The following is a 17907-nucleotide window of genomic DNA, read 5'->3' as shown; positions in this document are numbered from 1 at the left end:
GCCGCGTACTGCTCAACGATGCACTTTATAGCGACCTCACCGCCTGGGTGAACCGCCACTACCGCGACCGCCTGACGAGTGAAGACCTCGCCGACCCCCAGCTCGCCACAGAAGTGCTCACCGCGCTGGACGAGCTGACTCAGCTCTTGCAGATAGGGTCGGTGTATCCGTTCCAGTTGGGGTAGGTAATGAACGGCCAAGTTCGTGTTTGCCAACGGCCGGATGGTGCAGGTGTTGAACGATGACGCCTGTGATCCAGCCGACGGGCGATAAGGCGTTTGCCGAAACGCTGATTCGTCACAACATGGCGGCTTACCACCAGCAGCTAGGATGGCACTGGGACTCCGCCCTGTTTGATCAGCAGTGGCGCGAGTTAGAGAGCTTTGAGTTAGTCATCAATGCAACCCCTGTGGGCGTGCTATGCCTCCATCAGGAGGATGACGCCTACCATATCCGGGAGCTGCAAATTGCCCCGCCGTGGCAGCGCCAAGGCTTGGGAACGGCGGCGCTCCACTTCGCCGAAGCGCATGCCCGGCAAGCGGGTGTTCACCGATTGCGGCTGCGGGTATTTAGTATCAACCCCGCCATGGATTTATACGAGCGCATGGGGTTTCGAGTGCTGAACACTGAAGACGCAGTGCATGCTATGGAGCGGCGTATTGTGTGATCCTCGCTATCGACAACTATATCGACAGCTATATCGACAACTAAGCAGGCGATGAAGCAAACGCTTTAGGGCATTGGCTCTCATACAGTGCTGCCAGTGCTTCGGCTTTGGTATCTTCATTCCAGCGTTGGGCGTAGGCTTGGCCGCGGTGGGCGAGGGTGGTGCGAAGAGCGTCATCAGAGAGCAGTCGGCTGACGTGTTCTGCAAAGCGGGCAGGGTGCTCTTCCGCGATCAGGCAGCCCTCATCCTGTTGCAATACATCTTGAGTGCCCATGATGGCGGTCGAGACGACTGGAGTGCCCAGCGCCATGGCTTCCAGCAGTACCAAGCCTTGGGTTTCGGTGCGGGAGGCAAACACAAAGGCATCGGCTGCTCGGTAGGCATCTTGCAGTGCGCCATCTCTGGGAAGGTAGCCTAAAAAGTGAACCGCATCGGAGAGGCCTGCTTGCTGGGCCTGCTGTTTCAGTGAGGCGAGTGCCGGGCCTTCTCCGACGATGACTAGGTGAGTCTCCGGGTGCTGGTGGCGCACCTTGGGCAGCATATCGATCAGAAAACCGATGTTTTTCTCATACGCGGCGCGCCCTACAAACAGCAGCAGTCGACCTTGCGTTGGAAGGCCATGACTTTTGCGGAACTCTCCGCCAGCGGTTTGTGCGACGAAATGAGTGAGCGACAAGCCCGTTGCGATGGTCGCGATCGGGGAGCGAACGCCATAGACCGATAGGGCAGTGGTCATGGCGGACGAAGGAGCGACGACGGCGGAGAGCTGATGGCACTGGTGCACCGAAAATCGCCGGGCGGCAAAGCGCAGGCTGCGGCGAGGCAGCCACGGCACGTAGTGGTGCAGATACTCTTCAAACAGCGTGTGGTAGGTGCCCACCACGGGTACGCCGAGCCGTTTACTTAATGCCACGCCCGCGTAGTGCGCCACAAAGGGGGTGTGAATGTGGATCAGATCGAACTCGATGGCGTGCAGCGACGGAGCCAGCGCCATGATGGCCTGGTAGCGCATCATGCGGTCTTCCGGGTCACCTAATACGCCTCGTGAATCGATACGCCAAAGGCGCGGGTCTTCGTTGGCGTGATCCATATAGCGAGGGCAAATCAGATGTACTTCGTGGCCCAAGCGCTCCAGCGCCCCACGAAAGCTTTCAATCGACGTGGAAACGCCGTTCACCCGGGGGAAGTAGACGTCGGAAAGCATTAAAATCTTCATCATAAGCGGCTTAACGGCTGGCATTGCGGCCTAGTGTGGCAATGTGCCGTGACACCGCCATGACAGCCGCTGAGGCTACCACTTCTTTTCATCATCTTATGGATATGACATGCGACGTTTTTTAGTGCTGCCCACGTCCCGGGCGGGCTGGGGGCTTTTCATTGCCTTTGTGGCGCTGGTATTGGCCGGTATTTGGCCAGTGATTGGTTGGGTGAACCGGGCCACGCTGGTGATGGGACTGCCGCTGCTGGTGGTGTGGAGCTACGTGATCATGTTTGCCTGCGTGGCAGTCATGCTAGTGGGCAACCGCATTGTAGAGCGAGACGACCATGAGTAGTGCCTGGCCGCTGGTCATTACGCTTTTATACGTGGCCACCGCGATGCTGATCGGCCTTCGCGCACGGGCAGGCCGCTCCATGAACAGTCTTGAAGAGTGGGGCGTGGCGGGGCGCAGCATGGGGCCAGTGACGCTTTACCTTCTAATCGCGGCGGGCAGTGTGAGTGCTTACACCTTCATGGGCGCGCCGGGCTGGGCTTATTCCAAAGGAGTGGCCGTATTTTATGTAGCGATTTATCTGGCGTACTTGGCGCTGGTAGCGTGGTATTTCGGGCCGAAGGTATGGCAGTTCGGCGAGCAGTTTGGCCATGTGACGCAGGCAAGCGCCATTGCCGACCGCTACCAAAGCCCTGCATTGGGGGCGCTGTCCGCGCTGGTCATGGCGGTAGGCTCCGTGGCCTACGCGGTGCTACAAACGATTGGCTCTGCTTATATTCTATTCGTGATGAGCGGCGGGCAGATTCCTGTTTGGCTGGGCGTACTGTTGGTGCTGGCCTGCATTGCGGTTTATCTCTACGCCAGCGGGCAGCGGGCAATTGGCCGCACCAACGCTTTCCAGGGCGTGCTGATGCTGGTGGTGGCCTGGGCAGTAGGCCTGTGGGCCATACACAGTGCCACCGGCGGGCTGAGTTTTGCGGGCGTATTTGAACGCATCGCCGCCGAGCACCCCGAGTTTCTGACCCTCCCCGGTGCGGGGGGCGATATGAGTTTTAGCTTCTGGACCACGTCGATCATTGTCTCCATGTTCTCGTTTATGCCCCCCGTTTGGACGCAGTGGATGAGCGCCTCTTCAGCGCGCACCATCCGCCGCAGCGCGACGTGGCTACCCACCTACTACGTGGTGATTCTGCCTATGGTGGTGGTGGGCTTTATCGGTATTTTCTCGCTGCCGGAGCTGGCCCGGGCAGATACCGTGGTGCTGGAGTACGCCATGCAGCACTTGCCCGTGGTGTTAGTTGGACTGCTGGGCGCGGGCACCTTGGCCGCCTCTATGTCCTCCAGCGAGCCGTTTATTCATTCGGTGTCCCTTTCCGTGAGTAAAGACGTGCTGCAGCCGTTGCTCAAGCTCTCGGAGGGCACTACCGCCAAGCTGGCGCGTCTTTTGATTCTGCCCATTATGTTTCTGGTGATTGCGCCGCTGGCGATTGCTGAGCCGGGGAGCCTGGTGATGATTTTGCTGGTGGGGCTTGGCTTTGCCTCGCAGGTTTTGCCCGCCTTTATCGGCATGTTCTTGTGGCCTCGCGCCTCAAGGCTGGGCGTCATGGCGGGCATTTTAGGCGGTTTTGTGGTTACCGTGGCGTTCACCACCTTATGGCGGCATCCGCTCGGCATTCATGCAGGGTTTTGGGGGCTGATGGTCAATTTGCCGCTGTTTGTGCTGGTGTCGCTAGCAACCCCAGCTACGTGTGAAGAGGTGGTCGAGCGCTTCTTTCGCATTTCAGCGCCCCGTGGCCTGACGCGTTTGGGCAAGCGAGTGTCTTAATCTGTTAACGTGCATCGTCTACGCTTACAGCAGAGCGTTTTAATGTACCCACAAAGGCATTGCAATGAGCCACGCATTGACTGGACACAACCGCCCTCAACAGGTCATTGAGGCCATTCAACAGGCGAATGCGTCGCTAAGCGCGGCGCATCGGCAGGCGAAGTACGCCAAAATGGCGGCCTCTCCCTATCGATTCTTTCGCGGCTCCAACCATCTCTATTGGCAAGATGTTTGGCACGACTGGCGCTTTGCGCTATTCGGCGGCTGGCCCAATACCCAAACCTGGCTTCAGGGCGATGCCCATGCCTACAACTTTGGCGCATACGGCCACCACGATGACCAAGTGCGCTACGGCATGGATGACTTCGACGATGCGTTGATTGGGGATTACCAGTACGACGTGTGGCGGCTGGCGATTAGCCTAGTGCTGGATGCCCGCGAGAACGCCGAGCTGAGCCCCAAAGCCATTGATAAAGCGCTGAACAAGCTGCTGGAAGGGTATATGGACACCCTTAGCGTTCATCGTGAGGATGACGTGGCGATCCACGCGATCACGCTGGACAACGCCAAGGATCCGCTTAAATCGTTTATGGGCAAGGTGGCCGATAAGCAGAGCCGTGCCCGCATGCTGGAGAAGTGGACGACGCTAGACCCAGATAAAGGGCGTCAGTTTGCCGAGCGCCCCGGTAAGCTCGCCAATCTGCCTGCCGATGTGGCAAGCCAGCTACGGCGCATCATTGAGCAGGAGTACCAGCAAACGCTGCAGCACCCCATCAAGGAGAGCGACCCGCAGCACTTCTTCGTCAAAGACACCGCGCGGCGCTTGGATGCAGGCACTGGGTCGCTGGGCGTCGAGCGGTACTACGTGCTGATCGAAGGCGGGGCGGATCACGAGCACGACGATGTGATTCTGGATATCAAAGAGCAGGTCACGCCAGAAGCCTACCGCCTGATGGACAAAGCGCAGCAGCAGGCGTGGCGCAAGCTGTTTCCCAATGAAGGTATTCGCCATGCCGCGGCGTTCCATGCTATTGCGGAGCACCCGGATGCCTACCTTGGCTGGTTGACCATGAACGGCAAGGTGTTTTCGGTACGCGAACGCTCACCGTTCAAAAAGGATTACCCCACCCATAAGCTCTCTGGCGGTAAGGCCTACCGCAAGCTGGCGCGCCAGTGGGGTGAAATTCTAGCGCGTGAACACCTGCGCGGTGCGCAGGCACTTAACCGAGGCAAAGCCGCACCGTTTGCCGACGCGGTATGCCAGCGGTTAGAAGGGCGTGAGGAGCAGTTTATCGGCGTGGTCTCAACGCTTGCTAAAGCCTACGCCGACTGTGTGGGTCAAGACTACCAGGTGTTTATGGAGCATTTTCTAGCCACCGACGCAGAGTCCTAGTAGGGGCTGTACCGTGCCGGTGGCTAAAAACTTAACGAGTTAGCTGCTACTGGCACCACCGACAATGCCACTTCTTAAGCCGTTTTCCTGACCGGAGCGGCTTTTTAGATGATGGGATACGGTGTCTTCTGGGGAGCCTGCCATTTCACGGAACATCCCCATGGAACCCAGCAGAGCAGAAGACTCGTAAGGCACGAACACTCGCTCGCCGTCTTTCGCCATGGTGGGCAGCACTTTGATATAACTTTGGCCAAGCAGGTAACCCACCACCGTGCGCTTGTTCTCCTCGCTATCGCCGATAGCGCTAAGCACCAGCTTGATGGATTCTTGCTCACCTTGGGCGCGTAGAATGGCGGACTCTTTATCGCCCTGAGCGTTTAAGATGGAGGATTCACGCTGGCCTTGGGCCATGGCAATGGCGGCCGATTTTTCACCCTCGGCTTCGGTCACCGTGGCGCGCCGTTTCCGCTCGGCGGCCATTTGCAGGCGCATGGCCGACTCGACCTCTTCCGGCATGGCGATATCCTGCACTTCCACCCGGGAGATTTTCACACCCCATTTAGAAGCTGGCTCTTCCATCGCCGCCTGAATCTCGTTGTTGACCTCTGCACGAGACTCAAACAGTTTATCCAGCTCCATTTTACCCACCACCGAGCGCAGCGTGGTTTTCGCTAATACCTCAACGGCTTGGCTCATGTTCTCGACTTCATAGACCGCCCGCTTGGGGTCGATGATCTGGTAATACAGCGCGCCGTTGATGCGCACCGTGACGTTATCCGTGGTCACCACGGGCTGGCCGGGGAAATCCATCACCGTTTCGCGGCGGTCGATGCGGGTCTCATCGGTGGTGATGGCCGTGTACTCCTCGCCCATTTTGCGATAGCGCAGCATGGTGATGGCGCGGGGCTGTTCGATAAACGGAATGATGATGTTAATACCGCTCTCTAACACGCGGTGAAAAGAGCCGAGGCGTTCAATCACCATCACTTCCGACTGGCGAACGATCACCAAGCCTTTCGAGATAATCAAAATGCCAATGATGACAATAATCAGGCTAATCAATAGGCCGGGGCTAATCGGTAAATCCATTTTAAAACTCCTTGGTGTTGGGCGTATTGCGTTCACTATCGAGTGTTTCAGGTGATGATACATTCACCAAAGCGGTCGTACCTTCAAAGTGTTTGAACACGACCTGAGTGCCTTCGGGCAGCTCTGTTTGGCCACTTTCAAGCACACGCAAACGGTAGAAATCGCCGTTCACTTTAATCCCTGTGGCATTGTCGTAATCTCTCAGCAGCGTGGTATAGCGGTTGCCTTTTTCTACGCCGGTACCAGTGGTGCCGTAGGCAACCCCTTTGGGAGAGAAGCGTGGCCGAATCACCATCACGCCTAACGGCACCAGCACTCCCGCAAAGATGCCCATGCTGAGCAACTGCCAGGGTAGCGATAGCCCCAATGCCGTGACGGCAGCGGTGAGCGCCGCCGCGATGCCGAGCGCCAACAGCACCATCGCGCCAGAGGTCAGTTCGGCTAGGCTCAACAGCAAGGCGAGCACCAGCCAGCTGTAAGCAGGGTTCCAATCCATATGTACTCCATGGCTAGCGACGAAGGATGTTTACCAGAGTAACGCACTTAGCCCACCTTGACCTGCGGGCAGCCTGTAGGTTTTAAACTTTAATTACCTATCTCGCCGATAAGAGTGCTGCCATGCCGACCTACATTGGCGTCCCTGATGTGGATTTCGCGCAAGGCATGATTCCCCATCACGAAGGTGCCATCGCCATGGCAGAAATTGTGCTGGAGCACGGCGAAGATGACGAGATTCGTCAACTGACCAAGAGCATTATCGCCGCTCAAGAGAGTGAAATTGCTTTTTTGAAAGCGTGGTTGCAGCGTCACGGCTATTAAGCCTGTCTGGCTCTCTGATCACTACACCCTTCCCGAATGAGTGATATTCTGCCCGCTTAAACAGCAGGTGATGAGGGAGAGCCGCGTGTCGGGTGTGATTTATTGGTTGGATATGGCGGGAGTGATTGTGTTTGCCCTGTCGGGCGTGATTTTGGCCTGCCGCTCGCGGATGGACCCGTTCGGTATGCTGGTGCTGGCGGCGGTGACGGGCATTGGGGGCGGTACGCTGCGCGATTTGGTGCTGGGCGTTAGGCCGGTGTTCTGGGTGACCGACCCGACCTATCTCTGGGTGATCTTGGCCACGGTGGGCGTGTCGCTGGTGGGGTTTCACTACATTCACCGGCTGTCTCGGGGCTTTTTGCCGGTGGCGGATGCCTTTGGGCTGGCGCTATTTACCGTGATCGGCACGCATAAAGCGCTGCTGCTGGGTACCTCTGGCGTGGTGGCGGTACTCATGGGCATGATGACCGGCGTGGCGGGCGGCATGATTCGTGATGTTCTAGCCCAGCGGGTGCCGATGGTGCTGCGCGAAGAGATTTATGCCACTGCTGCCATGGCGGGCGGGATTGTATATGTCGCGCTGCAGGCGCTCGAGGTGCCGCTGACATTCGCCATTGCCGCCTCATTGAGCGTGACGCTAGGCCTGCGCTTAGCGGCGATTCATTGGCACTTAGCATTGCCTGTGTTTGCCTGGGTAACGGTACCGCCTAAAACCCATGATGAAGCCGCCGCACCCCTGTCCACTCCGCAAAAAGCCAAAGAGCGCGTGCGTATGATTCGTCGAGAGCGCACGCGCCGCTAAGGCCTTGGAAAACGCTGGGCTTCTCGCCAGCGGTCAAACCAGCGCTTGGGCTGGAGTACTCGCAGGGCCGGTTCGCTGTCATTCAGCTCCACGCCGAGGCCCACGGCACCCAGCCGCGCATAAAGCGCGCCGTTGGCTTTGCCGTCGGCTAGGGTCATATCGGAAAGCAGTAGCAGCGGCCCGCCTGTGAGCGTGAGGTCATGCAGGCGTATTTGCTCGTCGCTCACTGTGAGTAGGGCATGACCGTTGATGTTATGCACGTTTAAAAGCCTGCCCAGCCAGTCACTCTCCCGGGCACGGGCGAGAAATAGCCGAGCCAGTAGCCCAGTATCGCGCATGCCTAACCGTAGCTGGCTGGTGAGTTGTATCGGATCATCCCAGTTGAGTTGGGCTTCTTCCATGGTGAGCTGCACCCACCAGCCCGCATCCTGAGTGCCGTCGTCGCTTCGGCGAAAGACGTTTTCCAGGCGCAGGTAGGAGTCATTGGCGACAAAACGGCGCGTTTCGATATCGCCCTCGGTGAGCTGTAGGTGCAGTGTCACGTCTCCCCTCAGGCGCTGCTCCAGTAGCGCCATCTCGGTTTCGAAAGCGCGCAGCGTGATATCACCTTGGGCGCGCAGCCCCTCTAGCAGCCATTCGCTGGTTAGGCTGGCACTGCCGGAGAGTAGCTCAACCCCTGCATCTTCTGGTAAATAGCGGTTGTAGCGGGCAATGTCCGGCACCTCGGTAATTGGCAGCGCAACTCGGGTGGTGAAGTGTTCTGGAACGGGTGAGTCCAGCACGTCACTAAAGCGGTCGGTTTGGGTGGTGAGCGCAAAGTGGCGGCCTTCCAAATGCGGGCGGTCATCATCTTGCCGCCGTAGGGCAAATTGTGGAATCCCCAGCGAAAGCTGTGCCTGCTCGGGGCTATCTAACTGGGCGGTCAGCTCGCCGCGCCCGGTGGCCAAGTAGTCGAGAAACGTCACTTCCAACTGGTTAGCATTGACCCGCAGCCGCGTAGGGGCTTGCAGCGTGTCATCAATAAACGCGCCTTGCAGAAAGAGCTGGCCGTTGCCGGAAAGCGATACGCCGTGAGCATCCGGTAAAAACGTGTTGAGAAACCCCAGCCGCTGCACGCTGCCCTCTATCGTGAACTGCCCGCTTGGGGTGGCGTTTTGGCGCTGAAAGCGACCGTCACGCAGCACCAGCGTGCTCTCCAGCGCTTCGCCGGGATGCTGCGGGTCGGCCACCTGCCAGCTTAACCGCGAGCCGCTGATGTCCAGCGCTGTGCCATCCAGCGCCGCTTGGTTGATGGCCAGCGCAAGCTGCGTATCGCTCACCAACGTGCCGCTTTGCTCGCTTCGTTGCCAGTCGGTGGTCAGCGCGTTGCCAGCCAGATAAAGCTCCCCGCTCAGTTGCTCGGTCGTAAAGCGTAGCTGCCCGTGGCTGGTGGCCGAGCCGCTGTTTAACGTTAGCGGAGAAGGGCGGGGCAACACCGCTGCAAGGTAGGGTTGTAGCGCTTGGATATTGGGCAGCGTTGCTTCTTTCCAGCTCAGTTGCGCCGTGGCGCTTTGTTGTGCCTGTTCGGGGTCGAGGGGGCTTTGTGCGGCTAGCGTTAGCGCTGCGTTCGCCAGTAAGGTTCGCTCCTGATGGCGCAGCGTGGCGTCTGAGAAGGCCAGCGTTGCCGCTACTTGCTCATCGGGGGAGAGCGTCGCGTCGAGCGTACCGCTGCCTTGCGCGGTGAATTCAAGCAGCTCTGCGCCTAGCGTGGGGGCTTGAACGGTTAGCGATGCTTCATAAGGACGCGCATCCCGAAGCGTCGCGCTGGCGGCGATACTCCCCTGGCCGGATAGCCGAATCCCTTGGCCATCGAAGGCCGTTGCGAGATAGCGGTCGAACATGTCGAGTCGCGTCACCTCGCCCGATAGCTCAAGTGAGGCGCTAGTGGGCAAGTCGAGCTGATCCAGCCGCTGGTTGGGGATGTGTGTAGAAAGAGCGAGCCGTGTGTTTGTAGCGTAGGGGTACGTGTCGGCTAGCGTGACGTCCTCCAACTGAGTAGCGAAGCGCAGTTGCCCATCCTCCACGGCGAGCCTGACGCGCCCCTGGCCCGTGGCGGTATGCGGCGGCGGTGTGTCATCTGCTACCAGCCAGCGGCGCGTGTTGTCGGTTCCTTTCAAGCGCTGCTCATCGAGAGAGAGCGCAAGCACTGGGGCTGCTAATGTGAGCTCGCTGTCCGGCTGTAGTTGGCCCTCGGCAAGCGCAAGCTCACCTTCCAATACGCCGCTGCCTGCTAGGCTCAACCAGGGCAGCGCTTCTAGGTAGGGCATGAACACATCCCAAGCGTCGGCTTGAGCCGTGATGGCAAGCTGGGCGGTGAGGGCGTCGAGCAGCGCCTCCGTCAGCGCATCGTTACTTTGCTGGGTGGAAAGTGAGTCCAGTGACGCCGTACTGCGTAGCTGAATATCCTGCACCAGCGTGGTTTGATCGCTCAAGCGAACGAGGCGGCCTTGGGTAATGTCCAAACCTACATAAGGCACGCTGAGGGTCTCTTGGCTGAATTGGGTATCCTCGACCTTCAGCTGGCCCTCTGCTTCCAGCGCAACATCCCCTACGGTGAAACGACGAATACCGTTGGCATCCAGCGCTTTTATATGTAACTCGCCGCGCAACAGGGCGAGCAGCGACAGCGAGAGCGTGGCTTGCCGGGCTTCTACGGTGATGGGCAGAGCATCGTCTTCCCGGGCAAGGTAGAGATTTTCCACCTCCCAACGTCCTGGGTGGAGGCTCTGGGCGCTGGACCAGCGCACTTCGACGCCCTCAATGGACGATAGCTGTTGGGGAAGCCACTGGCTGTTGAGTAGCCAGTAGCTGCCCAGCAGCCAAATAAAGGCCAGTGCTAGCCCGCCAAACAGCAGGGCGGCTAGCGGTCGAAAACGGCGGTTAGTAGAGGGCGTGTCACTCGTCATACGGGCTTCCTAGCAGATGACTCCTGTTGGCGCGTGTTTTATGGCATTATGCGCGTCGTGGAGCAGTTATGGGTTTTCGATTTCAACGCTAGGCAGGCAGCAAAGCCATGTTCAAGGATTTTTACGCGCAGCGCGGAGAGTATGTGGTGATCTCCGCTGAGCAGGCCAGCCGCTTCGCTAAAGGCGTGGCCGGTGACTACAACCCGATTCACAATCCGGATGCGCGGCGTTTTTGTGTGCCCGGCGACCTGCTATTTACGCTGGTACTAGTGAAATTCGGGCTGTCGCGGCAAATGGAATTTCGCTTCACCAATATGGTGGGTGCTGATACACCGCTCAAGTTTAGTGAAGCCGATAATGGCGAGATCCATGTCAGTGATGATAGTGGAAAGTGCTATTTACAGGTGGTGCGCAGCGGCGACATGACGCGTGATAAGACGGTGGTAGAGGGGTTTGCCCGCTGCTATGTAGCATTTTCAGGTAAGAATTTTCCCCACTACCTCAAGCCGCTGATGGAGCAGCATGGGGTGATGTTTAACCCTAAACGCCCGCTGGTGATCTACGATAGCATGGGCTTTTGCCTGGAGCGTTTAGACGGCTTCTCACCTAATCTGGCGCTGACGGAATCTTCACTGGACGTGCAGGGTAAACGTGCAGATGCGCTGCTGGAATTTTCCATTGAGTCAGCCGGTGAAGCGGTGGGTGTAGGCTCTAAGAAGCTCGTCGTCAGCGGGCTATGCGACTACGACGCTACCGAAATGGCGGCCATTGTCGACGAATTTTACCGTTTGAAAGCCGCCTACGAAGCCGCCTAGGGGAGCGGATCGCTCTGCGCTGCGTTAGCGCAATGGCGGGTGCCATTAACGCAACCGCTAGGGTATTCTCAAAGCCGACTAATTAAAAAACACCCAAAGCGCCGCACGGCGCTTTGGCTGGACAACGAGGCTTTGCATGAACCGAATGAAAACGCTGACGCTTGCCTGCGCCGCAGCCGCCTTGGCGGTCTCCTCCGTTAGCGCCCAGGCGCGTGACTTCCGTTTAGGGCTGATTACCCCCGCCCAGCATCTGTGGTCCACCGAAGCCGAAGCGTTTGCGCAGACGCTAAATGAGCGCTCAGGCGGCGAGCATAGCGTGAGCGTGTTTCCTGCTCAGCAACTAGGTAACGAAGCGCAAATGGTGCAGCAGCTGCAAACCGGCGCGCTGGACATGGCCTTTCTAACCATTGCCGAAATCTCCAATCGCATTCCTGATTTTGGCGCGCTCTACGCCCCGTATCTGGTGGACGACGTCAACCACGCGGCGCGCCTGTTGCGCTCAGATGCGGCCGGTGAACTACTCGACTTGATGCCGGAAGGCGTTGGTCTCGTTGGGGTAGGTTATGGCATGGTGGGTATGCGCCAAGTATTGAGCCGTAGCCCCATTGAAAGCGCTGAAGATTTGCAGGGCCAGCGGCTGCGTATTACGCCCTTCGAGCCGATCCGCGACTTCTACACCGCCACCGGCGCTGCCCCTGCACCCATGCCTTTGTTGGAAGTGTACGATGCCCTCGCCAATGGGCAGGTTGATGCCATTGATATGGATTTCGACTCGATTCTGATTTTGAAATTCTACGAGCAGGCGAACAACCTGCTGATCTCCAACCATATGATGTTCCCGATGGTGGGGGTGGTGTCTGGGCGCGTCTGGCGCGAGCTCTCTGAAGAAGACCGCGAGCTGATTGATACCGCCATGTCCGAACACCTGGAGAATGTATTGACAGGTTTTGAGGAGATGGATGCCGCTCAGGAAGAGGAAATTCGCGGGTTGGACATCAATATTGTCGAAGCCGATGCCGAGTTCTTCTCTGAGGCGATTGCCGAGTGGGAAAGTATTTGGGCACCGAAAGCCCCTATGTTGGAAACCCTGCGCGCCGAGGCTGACCGCCTGCGCGACGAGTAATCCTTAACGTCAAACAAGCCGTTGATAAAGGCCTTTAATCATCATGTTGCAACGCCTTTCCAAAGGGCTTGCCCGTTGTGAAGAGATCACCGCCGCTGCCTTGGCAGCGGCGGTGACGTGTTTAATTCTCACAAATATCGCCTTTCGCGCGCTGGGCAGCCCGCTTTACTGGGTCAGTGAACTGGCGATTTACGCCATGATCTGGATGACGTTCTTGATTGCTGGGGCGGTGTTGAAACGCCGCCAGGGCATCGCGGTGACACTGGTGAGCGACCTGCTGCCGCCAACGGGTAGAAAGCTGGTCGGCGTGGCGGTGGATGCCATGGTGCTGCTGTTTGCCCTGCTGCTGGTATGGCTCTGCTGGCGTTGGTACCAGCCGCTGACGCTGGCCCAAACCGGCTTCGATACCCGGGCGTTTCAGGGGCAAACGTTCAATTTTATCTATGCGGAAAGCACCTCCACCCTGGGCATTAAAAAGTTCTGGGCGTGGCTGATTGTGCCCTGGTTTGCGCTCTCGCTGAGCCTGCACAGCGTGGCGAACCTGACGCAATCGCTAATGGCATTAAGGGGGCGGGTATGACGGTCGCGGTGTTCTTGCTGCTGCTACTGGGAGCGGTGCCTATTGCGCTAGTGCTGGCGCTTACGGCGATGTGGTATATCCAGGCCTCTGGCAATACGGTGCTGTTTGATTCCTACCCGCAGCAGCTGTTTAGCGCCATTGAAAGCTACGGCCTACTGGCGATTCCGCTATTTATGCTGGCCGGGGAGTTGATGAACGAGGGCGGGCTGACCAAGCGCTTGATTGCCCTGGCGCGGATTCTGGTGGGAGGCTTTCGCGGTGGCTTGGCTTATATCAACCTAGTCGCCAATATGATGATGGCGGCGATTATTGGCTCGGCGGCCTCGCAAATCGCCATTATGTCCCGCGCTATGGTGCCTGCGATGGAGGAGGAGGGGTACGACACGCCCTACAGCGCGGCGATTACGGCGGCGGGTGGGCTGCTGTCGCCGATTATTCCGCCCTCCATGCTATTTGTACTGTTTGGGGTGATGGCCCAAGTACCCATTGCGGAGATGTTTATCGCTGGGCTACTGCCGGGGCTGTTGCTGGGCGCGAGTTTCTTCGTGGTCATCGCCCTGGTGGGGCTGGTGCAACAATACCCGAAAGGGCAGTGGCCCAGCCGTCAACAGGCGCTGCACGATGCGCTATGGGGCATGCCCGCGCTGCTGATTCCGGTGATTATTATCGGCGGCATTTTGCTTGGCATTGCGACGCCCACGGAGTCGGCGGCGCTGGCCTCGCTGGCGGCGCTGTTAATGGGACGCTTTGTGTACGGCGATCTGCGTTTGAGTCAGCTTCCTCAGGTGCTCACGCGCACGGCGATTAATGCTGGGCTGGTGATTATGCTGATTGCGGCGGCAGGCGTGTTTGGCTGGGTAGTGATTTACGAGCAGCTACCGCAAATGGCCGCTGCGTGGATTGCCGCGCTGACCAGCAGCCCGTTTCTGTTTCTGCTGCTGGTGATTGGGGCGCTGCTGCTAGTGGGAATGGTGATTGATGGGATTGCCGCACTGATTCTGGTGGTGCCTATTTTAATGCCCATCGCTCAAAGCCAGTTTGCGATTAGCCCTTACCAGTTTGGCGTGGTGGTCTGCCTGACCCTGGTGATGGGGTTACTCACCCCGCCAGTGGGCGCGGGGCTGTTTATCGCTTCCTCCATGACCGGTGCGCCGCCGCTAAAAATCTTCCGAGCGCTGCTGCCCTTTTTATTGGCGACCCTCGTCACGCTGGTGCTGCTGGCGTGGTTGCCCTGGCTAACCGACGGGTTGGTTCGGCGTTAGAAGCCTAGCGGGCAACAGCGTGGCCTAGGCCGCGCTGTTGTCTGTCAGCGGCATGACATCTACTTCCACTTCTAGCTGGTGTTCGCCGCCTCCATTCATTACGCCTTTGAGCGGTGCTACGTCGGCGTAATCTCGGCCCCAGGCCAGCACCGGGTGCTGTTCACCGGCCACTGTGCCGTTGGTCGGGTCTAGCGCTAGCCAGCCCCACTCTGGAATCCAAGTGGCGAGCCATGCGTGGGACGCATCCGCCCCTATCAACCGTGGCTGTCCGGGCGGTGGCTGAGTTTCTAGGTAGCCGCTCACATAGCGCGCCGCTAATCCCACCGAGCGCAGGGAGCCAATTGCAAGGTGGGCAAAGTCTTGGCAGACACCACGGCGATTGGCCAGCACTTCGCTGAGCGGTGTGGCCAGCGTGGTAAAGCTAGGGTCGTACTCAAAGGTGTCGTAAATCAGTTGATTAAGCGCCAGCGCGGCATCAACCAGCGGGCGGCCGGGCGTGAAACAGCTGTGGGCGAACTCAGCCAACTCGTCGTTGCGACGAATAAAGGGTGAGTCGAGCCGGTAGAGCTGCATATCGAAGCGGCTATCGTGACGCAGCTGTTCCGCGACACTTTCCCAAGCGGGGGAGCTGCTAGGTAGCGGCCCCAGCGGATGGGTATTGAGGGGGGTGACCACGGTCACATCCAGGGTCTGGTGCACCTCTTCCATGGCAAAATAGAGCACCCGGTTGCCGAAAACATCTCGGCGCTCTGCCTGCACCTGGGGCATCGGACTAATGGTGAGCGTTGATGCGCCGCACTGCTGGTGCTGTGTCCTGCGTGGCAGCACCCTGGCCTCGCTATGACATAGCGTCACCGGGGCGCTGTAGTGGTAGCGCGTGGTGTGTCGCAGGGTGTAGTTCATTCGTCGGGCTCCATGCTGACAAGTTGGCGCGGCCGCTCCACGTGACTAAAGTGGCTGTGGCTAATGGCATCCGAAAGCGCGTTTAGCGGGGTAATCAGTTCATCCAGTAGCTGCTCCAGCGCTGCTTGGGCATCGGGGGTGTCGGCTAAATGGCTCAAGCGATCAATGTCGGCGAGGTGCAGCGCGGCATTGGCTTGAATGAGCAAGCGGCGTTCGGCATTGCGGTAGGGCGATGAGCTGCCGGGCAGCCTGTCCATTTGCCGCTCAAGGCGCTTGAGCATATAGCCCACCGAGCGTGGGTTGGTCTCATCGAATAGCAGTAGATCCAAAATCGCTTCTGGGTGCAGCTCGCTGCGGTAGCGCCGCCGGTAAGCGGTAAAGTTATCTGTGGTGGCGAGCACTACTTCCCACAACGCCAGCCCCGGCGAGTGGGGGGCTTTCAATGTGAGCTTGAGCAGCGAAAGCAGCCCTATTACTCGGTCCAGGAAGCGCCCGATATCCATAAACCGCCAGCCGTAATGGTGGGGCATCGTTTCGTTACATAGGCCAAAGAAGGCGGCAGTCTGCGCTGAGAGCCCTTCGCAGGCGCGGCGTGCAGCGCTGGCACCTAGGCTTGGGTTAAAGGTATCCACCCGCTGGCGCAACTGGTTAATTACTCGCCAGGAGTCATCGCCTAGATGGTCGCGCACGCTGCGGGCGTTGCGCTGCATTTGGGCAAATAGCGGCTGCAGCGCCTGGGGGTCATGCTCATCAAACTGGGCTAGCAGCGCTGTGCGTTTTTGTGCAAAACCCTCGAGCGGCGGCTTTGCACCTTCGTCGTCATGGCTGAGCGTGGTGATTTCCAGGGCCAGCAGCAGCTCATCCAGCAGCTGGTCGGCGATTTCGTCCTGGTCGTACTCCATCAATCGCATCAGCGCTTCACGCAGCAAGCGGGCGCGGGCATCCAGGCGCTCGCCGTAGCGCCCTAGCCAGAATAGGCTTTCTGCCACTCGGCTGGGGAGGTCGGTGCCATCGCGGGTAGCCACCACTGGACCGCGGGCTTGGCGTAGTTGGCTGACGTGGGGCTGAGGGGTACTTGCCGTGACCCAGACATCTTTAACGATGGGGCTACTCAGCGAAGGCGAACCAGGGTCGCCTACCCAGGCTAAGCCGCCAGGCATTACATGGTAGTCGCTGGGCTGCTGGCGTTGGTTGGTGACGCTGCGAGGTAGCCGAGAAACAAAACAGCGCAGATTCAGGCTGGCCGGTGAGAGCCGTTGCATCTGTGGGTCGAATACCGGTGCCGAGGCTGGCCGTGTGCTGGCATCTGCGTTGGGTAGCAGTAACTCCTCACCAAGTAAGTGTTGGCACAGCGCAGGAAGGTAAGCGGCCAGTTCGGGAATTTCTAACACGCCAACGCCCAGGGTGTTAGACATCGCCACGCCGCTGGTGCGCGTCGCTTGCAGTAGCCCAGGTACGCCGAGCTGTGAATCGCCGCGCAGCTCTAATGGGTCGCAGTAGGCATCATCACAGTGGCGTAGCACCACATCTACTGGTTGCAAGCCGCCCAGCGTGCGCAGCCACAGCTGGCTATCACGCACGACCATGTCCTGGCCTTCTGCTAAGTCGATATTCAGGTAGTTGGCGAGGTAGGCGTGCTCAAAGTAGCGCGGGCTACCTGGGCCAGGCGTCAGCAGAACAACATTAGGGTTGTCCCGGTGCTGATACGCCATGGCTATCAGCGTGCGGTGGTATTTGTCTAAAAAACCCGCGAGCCGTTTCAGCGGCGCATTGCGGTACATTTCAGGCAGGGCACGGGCCATTAAAATACGGTTTTCCAGCGCAAATCCGGTGCCTGAAGGTGCTTGCAAGCGGTCGCCAATCACGCGCCACTGGCCTTCGGTATCTTGAATAACGTCAATGCCATGAAAGCTAATCGCCGGGCGATCGCTGGGCTGCGAGCTGTGGCAAGGTAGTAAAAAGTGGTGAGAGGCCAGGATAGCTTGAGTAGGCAGCAGGCCCGTATCAAACAGCGTATGGGCGCCGTAAATGTCGTCGTAAAGGGCGTTAAACAGGCGGCTGCGCTGGGTTAAGCCTACTTCCAGTGCTTGCCATTGCGCTTGGTTGATCACCCAGGGAAGTGGGTCGAGCCGCCACGAGCGCCCTTGGGTGTCTTCATGCATATTGAAGATCACGCCATTTTCCGCCAGCAAGCGCTGAATCTCTTCATGGCGTTGGTGACGGCCATCCGCTCCGAGTGCTTCCAGGGCGCCTAGCAGGCTTTGCCAGCCAGGGCGTAGCTGCCCTTGCTGGTCAAGCATTGCATCAAATGTGCCGGGCTGTCCCTTGCCTAGCTGGTTCAAGTAATCCTCAACGAGCCCAGCGGCACCGAGCTCAAGCAGTGAGGGAGAGACAGGGGCAGTCATGTTCCTGGTTGTCCTAAGCGAGTAGGGGACGGATTATCCTGCAGCTAACGCTGATAAGAAAGTATTAG

The 17907-nt window shown here is 58.8% G+C and carries 17 protein-coding genes; 11 read left to right on the top strand and 6 right to left on the bottom strand.

Annotation, left to right across the window (positions count from 1 at the left end; translation table 11 throughout):
* A partial coding sequence (locus BIS10_RS04220; RefSeq protein WP_253502843.1) for an N-succinylarginine dihydrolase occupies positions 1-185 on the top strand: 185 nt, incomplete at its 5' end.
* 56 nt (positions 186-241) lie between these two features.
* Complete coding sequence (locus tag BIS10_RS04215) at positions 242-667, top strand: N-acetyltransferase (protein ID WP_083024842.1); 426 nt, start codon at positions 242-244, stop codon at positions 665-667.
* A 40-nt stretch (positions 668-707) separates the two neighbouring features.
* Here the strand turns inward: BIS10_RS04215 and BIS10_RS04210 are convergent, their stop codons facing one another.
* The gene (locus BIS10_RS04210; protein WP_253502841.1) at positions 708-1883 is read right to left on the bottom strand and encodes a glycosyltransferase; all 1176 of its coding nucleotides are present in this window, start codon (positions 1881-1883) and stop codon (positions 708-710) included.
* 109 nt (positions 1884-1992) lie between these two features.
* Here BIS10_RS04210 and BIS10_RS04205 point away from each other — a divergent pair, with 109 nt between their 5' ends.
* The 3 genes from BIS10_RS04205 (at position 1993) to BIS10_RS04195 (ending at position 5096) form a co-directional block, all read left to right on the top strand.
* Positions 1993-2220, top strand: coding sequence for a hypothetical protein (locus BIS10_RS04205; protein WP_083024844.1), 228 nt, complete (start codon positions 1993-1995; stop codon positions 2218-2220).
* Positions 2213-3703: a sodium:solute symporter gene (locus BIS10_RS04200; RefSeq protein WP_253502839.1), complete on the top strand. Its 1491-nt coding sequence runs from the start codon at positions 2213-2215 to the stop codon at positions 3701-3703. Before BIS10_RS04205 ends, BIS10_RS04200 begins: the two co-directional genes overlap by 8 nt.
* Positions 3704-3767: 64 nt before the next feature.
* Positions 3768-5096 (top strand): DUF2252 domain-containing protein, encoded by a 1329-nt coding sequence (locus tag BIS10_RS04195; RefSeq protein WP_253502837.1) that lies wholly within the window; start codon positions 3768-3770, stop codon positions 5094-5096.
* 39 nt (positions 5097-5135) lie between these two features.
* On the opposite strand, the gene BIS10_RS04190 is transcribed toward BIS10_RS04195, so the two are convergent.
* Entirely contained in the window at positions 5136-6185 is a 1050-nt protein-coding gene (locus tag BIS10_RS04190) for an SPFH domain-containing protein (RefSeq protein WP_253502835.1), read from the bottom strand.
* Position 6186: 1 nt separating this feature from the next.
* The gene (locus BIS10_RS04185; RefSeq protein WP_083024846.1) at positions 6187-6681 is read right to left on the bottom strand and encodes an NfeD family protein; all 495 of its coding nucleotides are present in this window, start codon (positions 6679-6681) and stop codon (positions 6187-6189) included.
* Between the two features lie 122 nt (positions 6682-6803).
* On the opposite strand from BIS10_RS04185, the gene BIS10_RS04180 reads away from it, so the two are divergent.
* The gene (locus BIS10_RS04180; protein WP_253502833.1) at positions 6804-7004 is read left to right on the top strand and encodes a DUF305 domain-containing protein; all 201 of its coding nucleotides are present in this window, start codon (positions 6804-6806) and stop codon (positions 7002-7004) included.
* Between the two features lie 85 nt (positions 7005-7089).
* Positions 7090-7806, top strand: coding sequence for a trimeric intracellular cation channel family protein (locus BIS10_RS04175; RefSeq protein ID WP_253502831.1), 717 nt, complete (start codon positions 7090-7092; stop codon positions 7804-7806).
* Here the strand turns inward: BIS10_RS04175 and BIS10_RS04170 are convergent.
* The gene (locus BIS10_RS04170; RefSeq protein ID WP_253502829.1) at positions 7803-10751 is read right to left on the bottom strand and encodes a hypothetical protein; all 2949 of its coding nucleotides are present in this window, start codon (positions 10749-10751) and stop codon (positions 7803-7805) included. The genes BIS10_RS04175 and BIS10_RS04170 overlap by 4 nt on opposite strands.
* 107 nt (positions 10752-10858) lie before the next feature.
* Between BIS10_RS04170 and BIS10_RS04165 the strand changes: the two genes are divergently transcribed.
* From BIS10_RS04165 to BIS10_RS04150, 4 genes are all read left to right on the top strand, one after another.
* Positions 10859-11566: a DUF3581 family protein gene (locus tag BIS10_RS04165; RefSeq protein WP_253502827.1), complete on the top strand. Its 708-nt coding sequence runs from the start codon at positions 10859-10861 to the stop codon at positions 11564-11566.
* Between the two features lie 136 nt (positions 11567-11702).
* Positions 11703-12689, top strand: a complete 987-nt coding sequence (locus tag BIS10_RS04160) for a TRAP transporter substrate-binding protein (protein ID WP_253502825.1) — start codon at positions 11703-11705, stop codon at positions 12687-12689.
* Positions 12690-12732: 43 nt separating this feature from the next.
* On the top strand, positions 12733-13269 hold the full coding sequence (locus BIS10_RS04155; protein ID WP_253502823.1) for a TRAP transporter small permease: 537 nt from the start codon (positions 12733-12735) through the stop codon (positions 13267-13269).
* Positions 13266-14531, top strand: a complete 1266-nt coding sequence (locus BIS10_RS04150; RefSeq protein ID WP_253502821.1) for a TRAP transporter large permease — start codon at positions 13266-13268, stop codon at positions 14529-14531. The genes BIS10_RS04155 and BIS10_RS04150 overlap by 4 nt, the downstream gene beginning before the upstream one ends.
* Before the next feature lie 24 nt (positions 14532-14555).
* On the opposite strand, the gene BIS10_RS04145 is transcribed toward BIS10_RS04150, so the two are convergent.
* The gene (locus tag BIS10_RS04145; RefSeq protein ID WP_253502818.1) at positions 14556-15434 is read right to left on the bottom strand and encodes a transglutaminase family protein; all 879 of its coding nucleotides are present in this window, start codon (positions 15432-15434) and stop codon (positions 14556-14558) included.
* Positions 15431-17839 (bottom strand): circularly permuted type 2 ATP-grasp protein, encoded by a 2409-nt coding sequence (locus BIS10_RS04140; protein WP_253502816.1) that lies wholly within the window; start codon positions 17837-17839, stop codon positions 15431-15433. The genes BIS10_RS04145 and BIS10_RS04140 overlap by 4 nt, the downstream gene beginning before the upstream one ends.
* Positions 17840-17907: the final 68 nt, after the last annotated feature.

The organism is Halomonas sp. 707B3 (assembly GCF_024158645.1).
GTDB lineage: Bacteria > Pseudomonadota > Gammaproteobacteria > Pseudomonadales > Halomonadaceae > Vreelandella > Vreelandella lionensis.
Note: the sequence above shows the minus strand (reverse complement) of the source record. Positions and strands in the feature narration are given on the sequence as shown.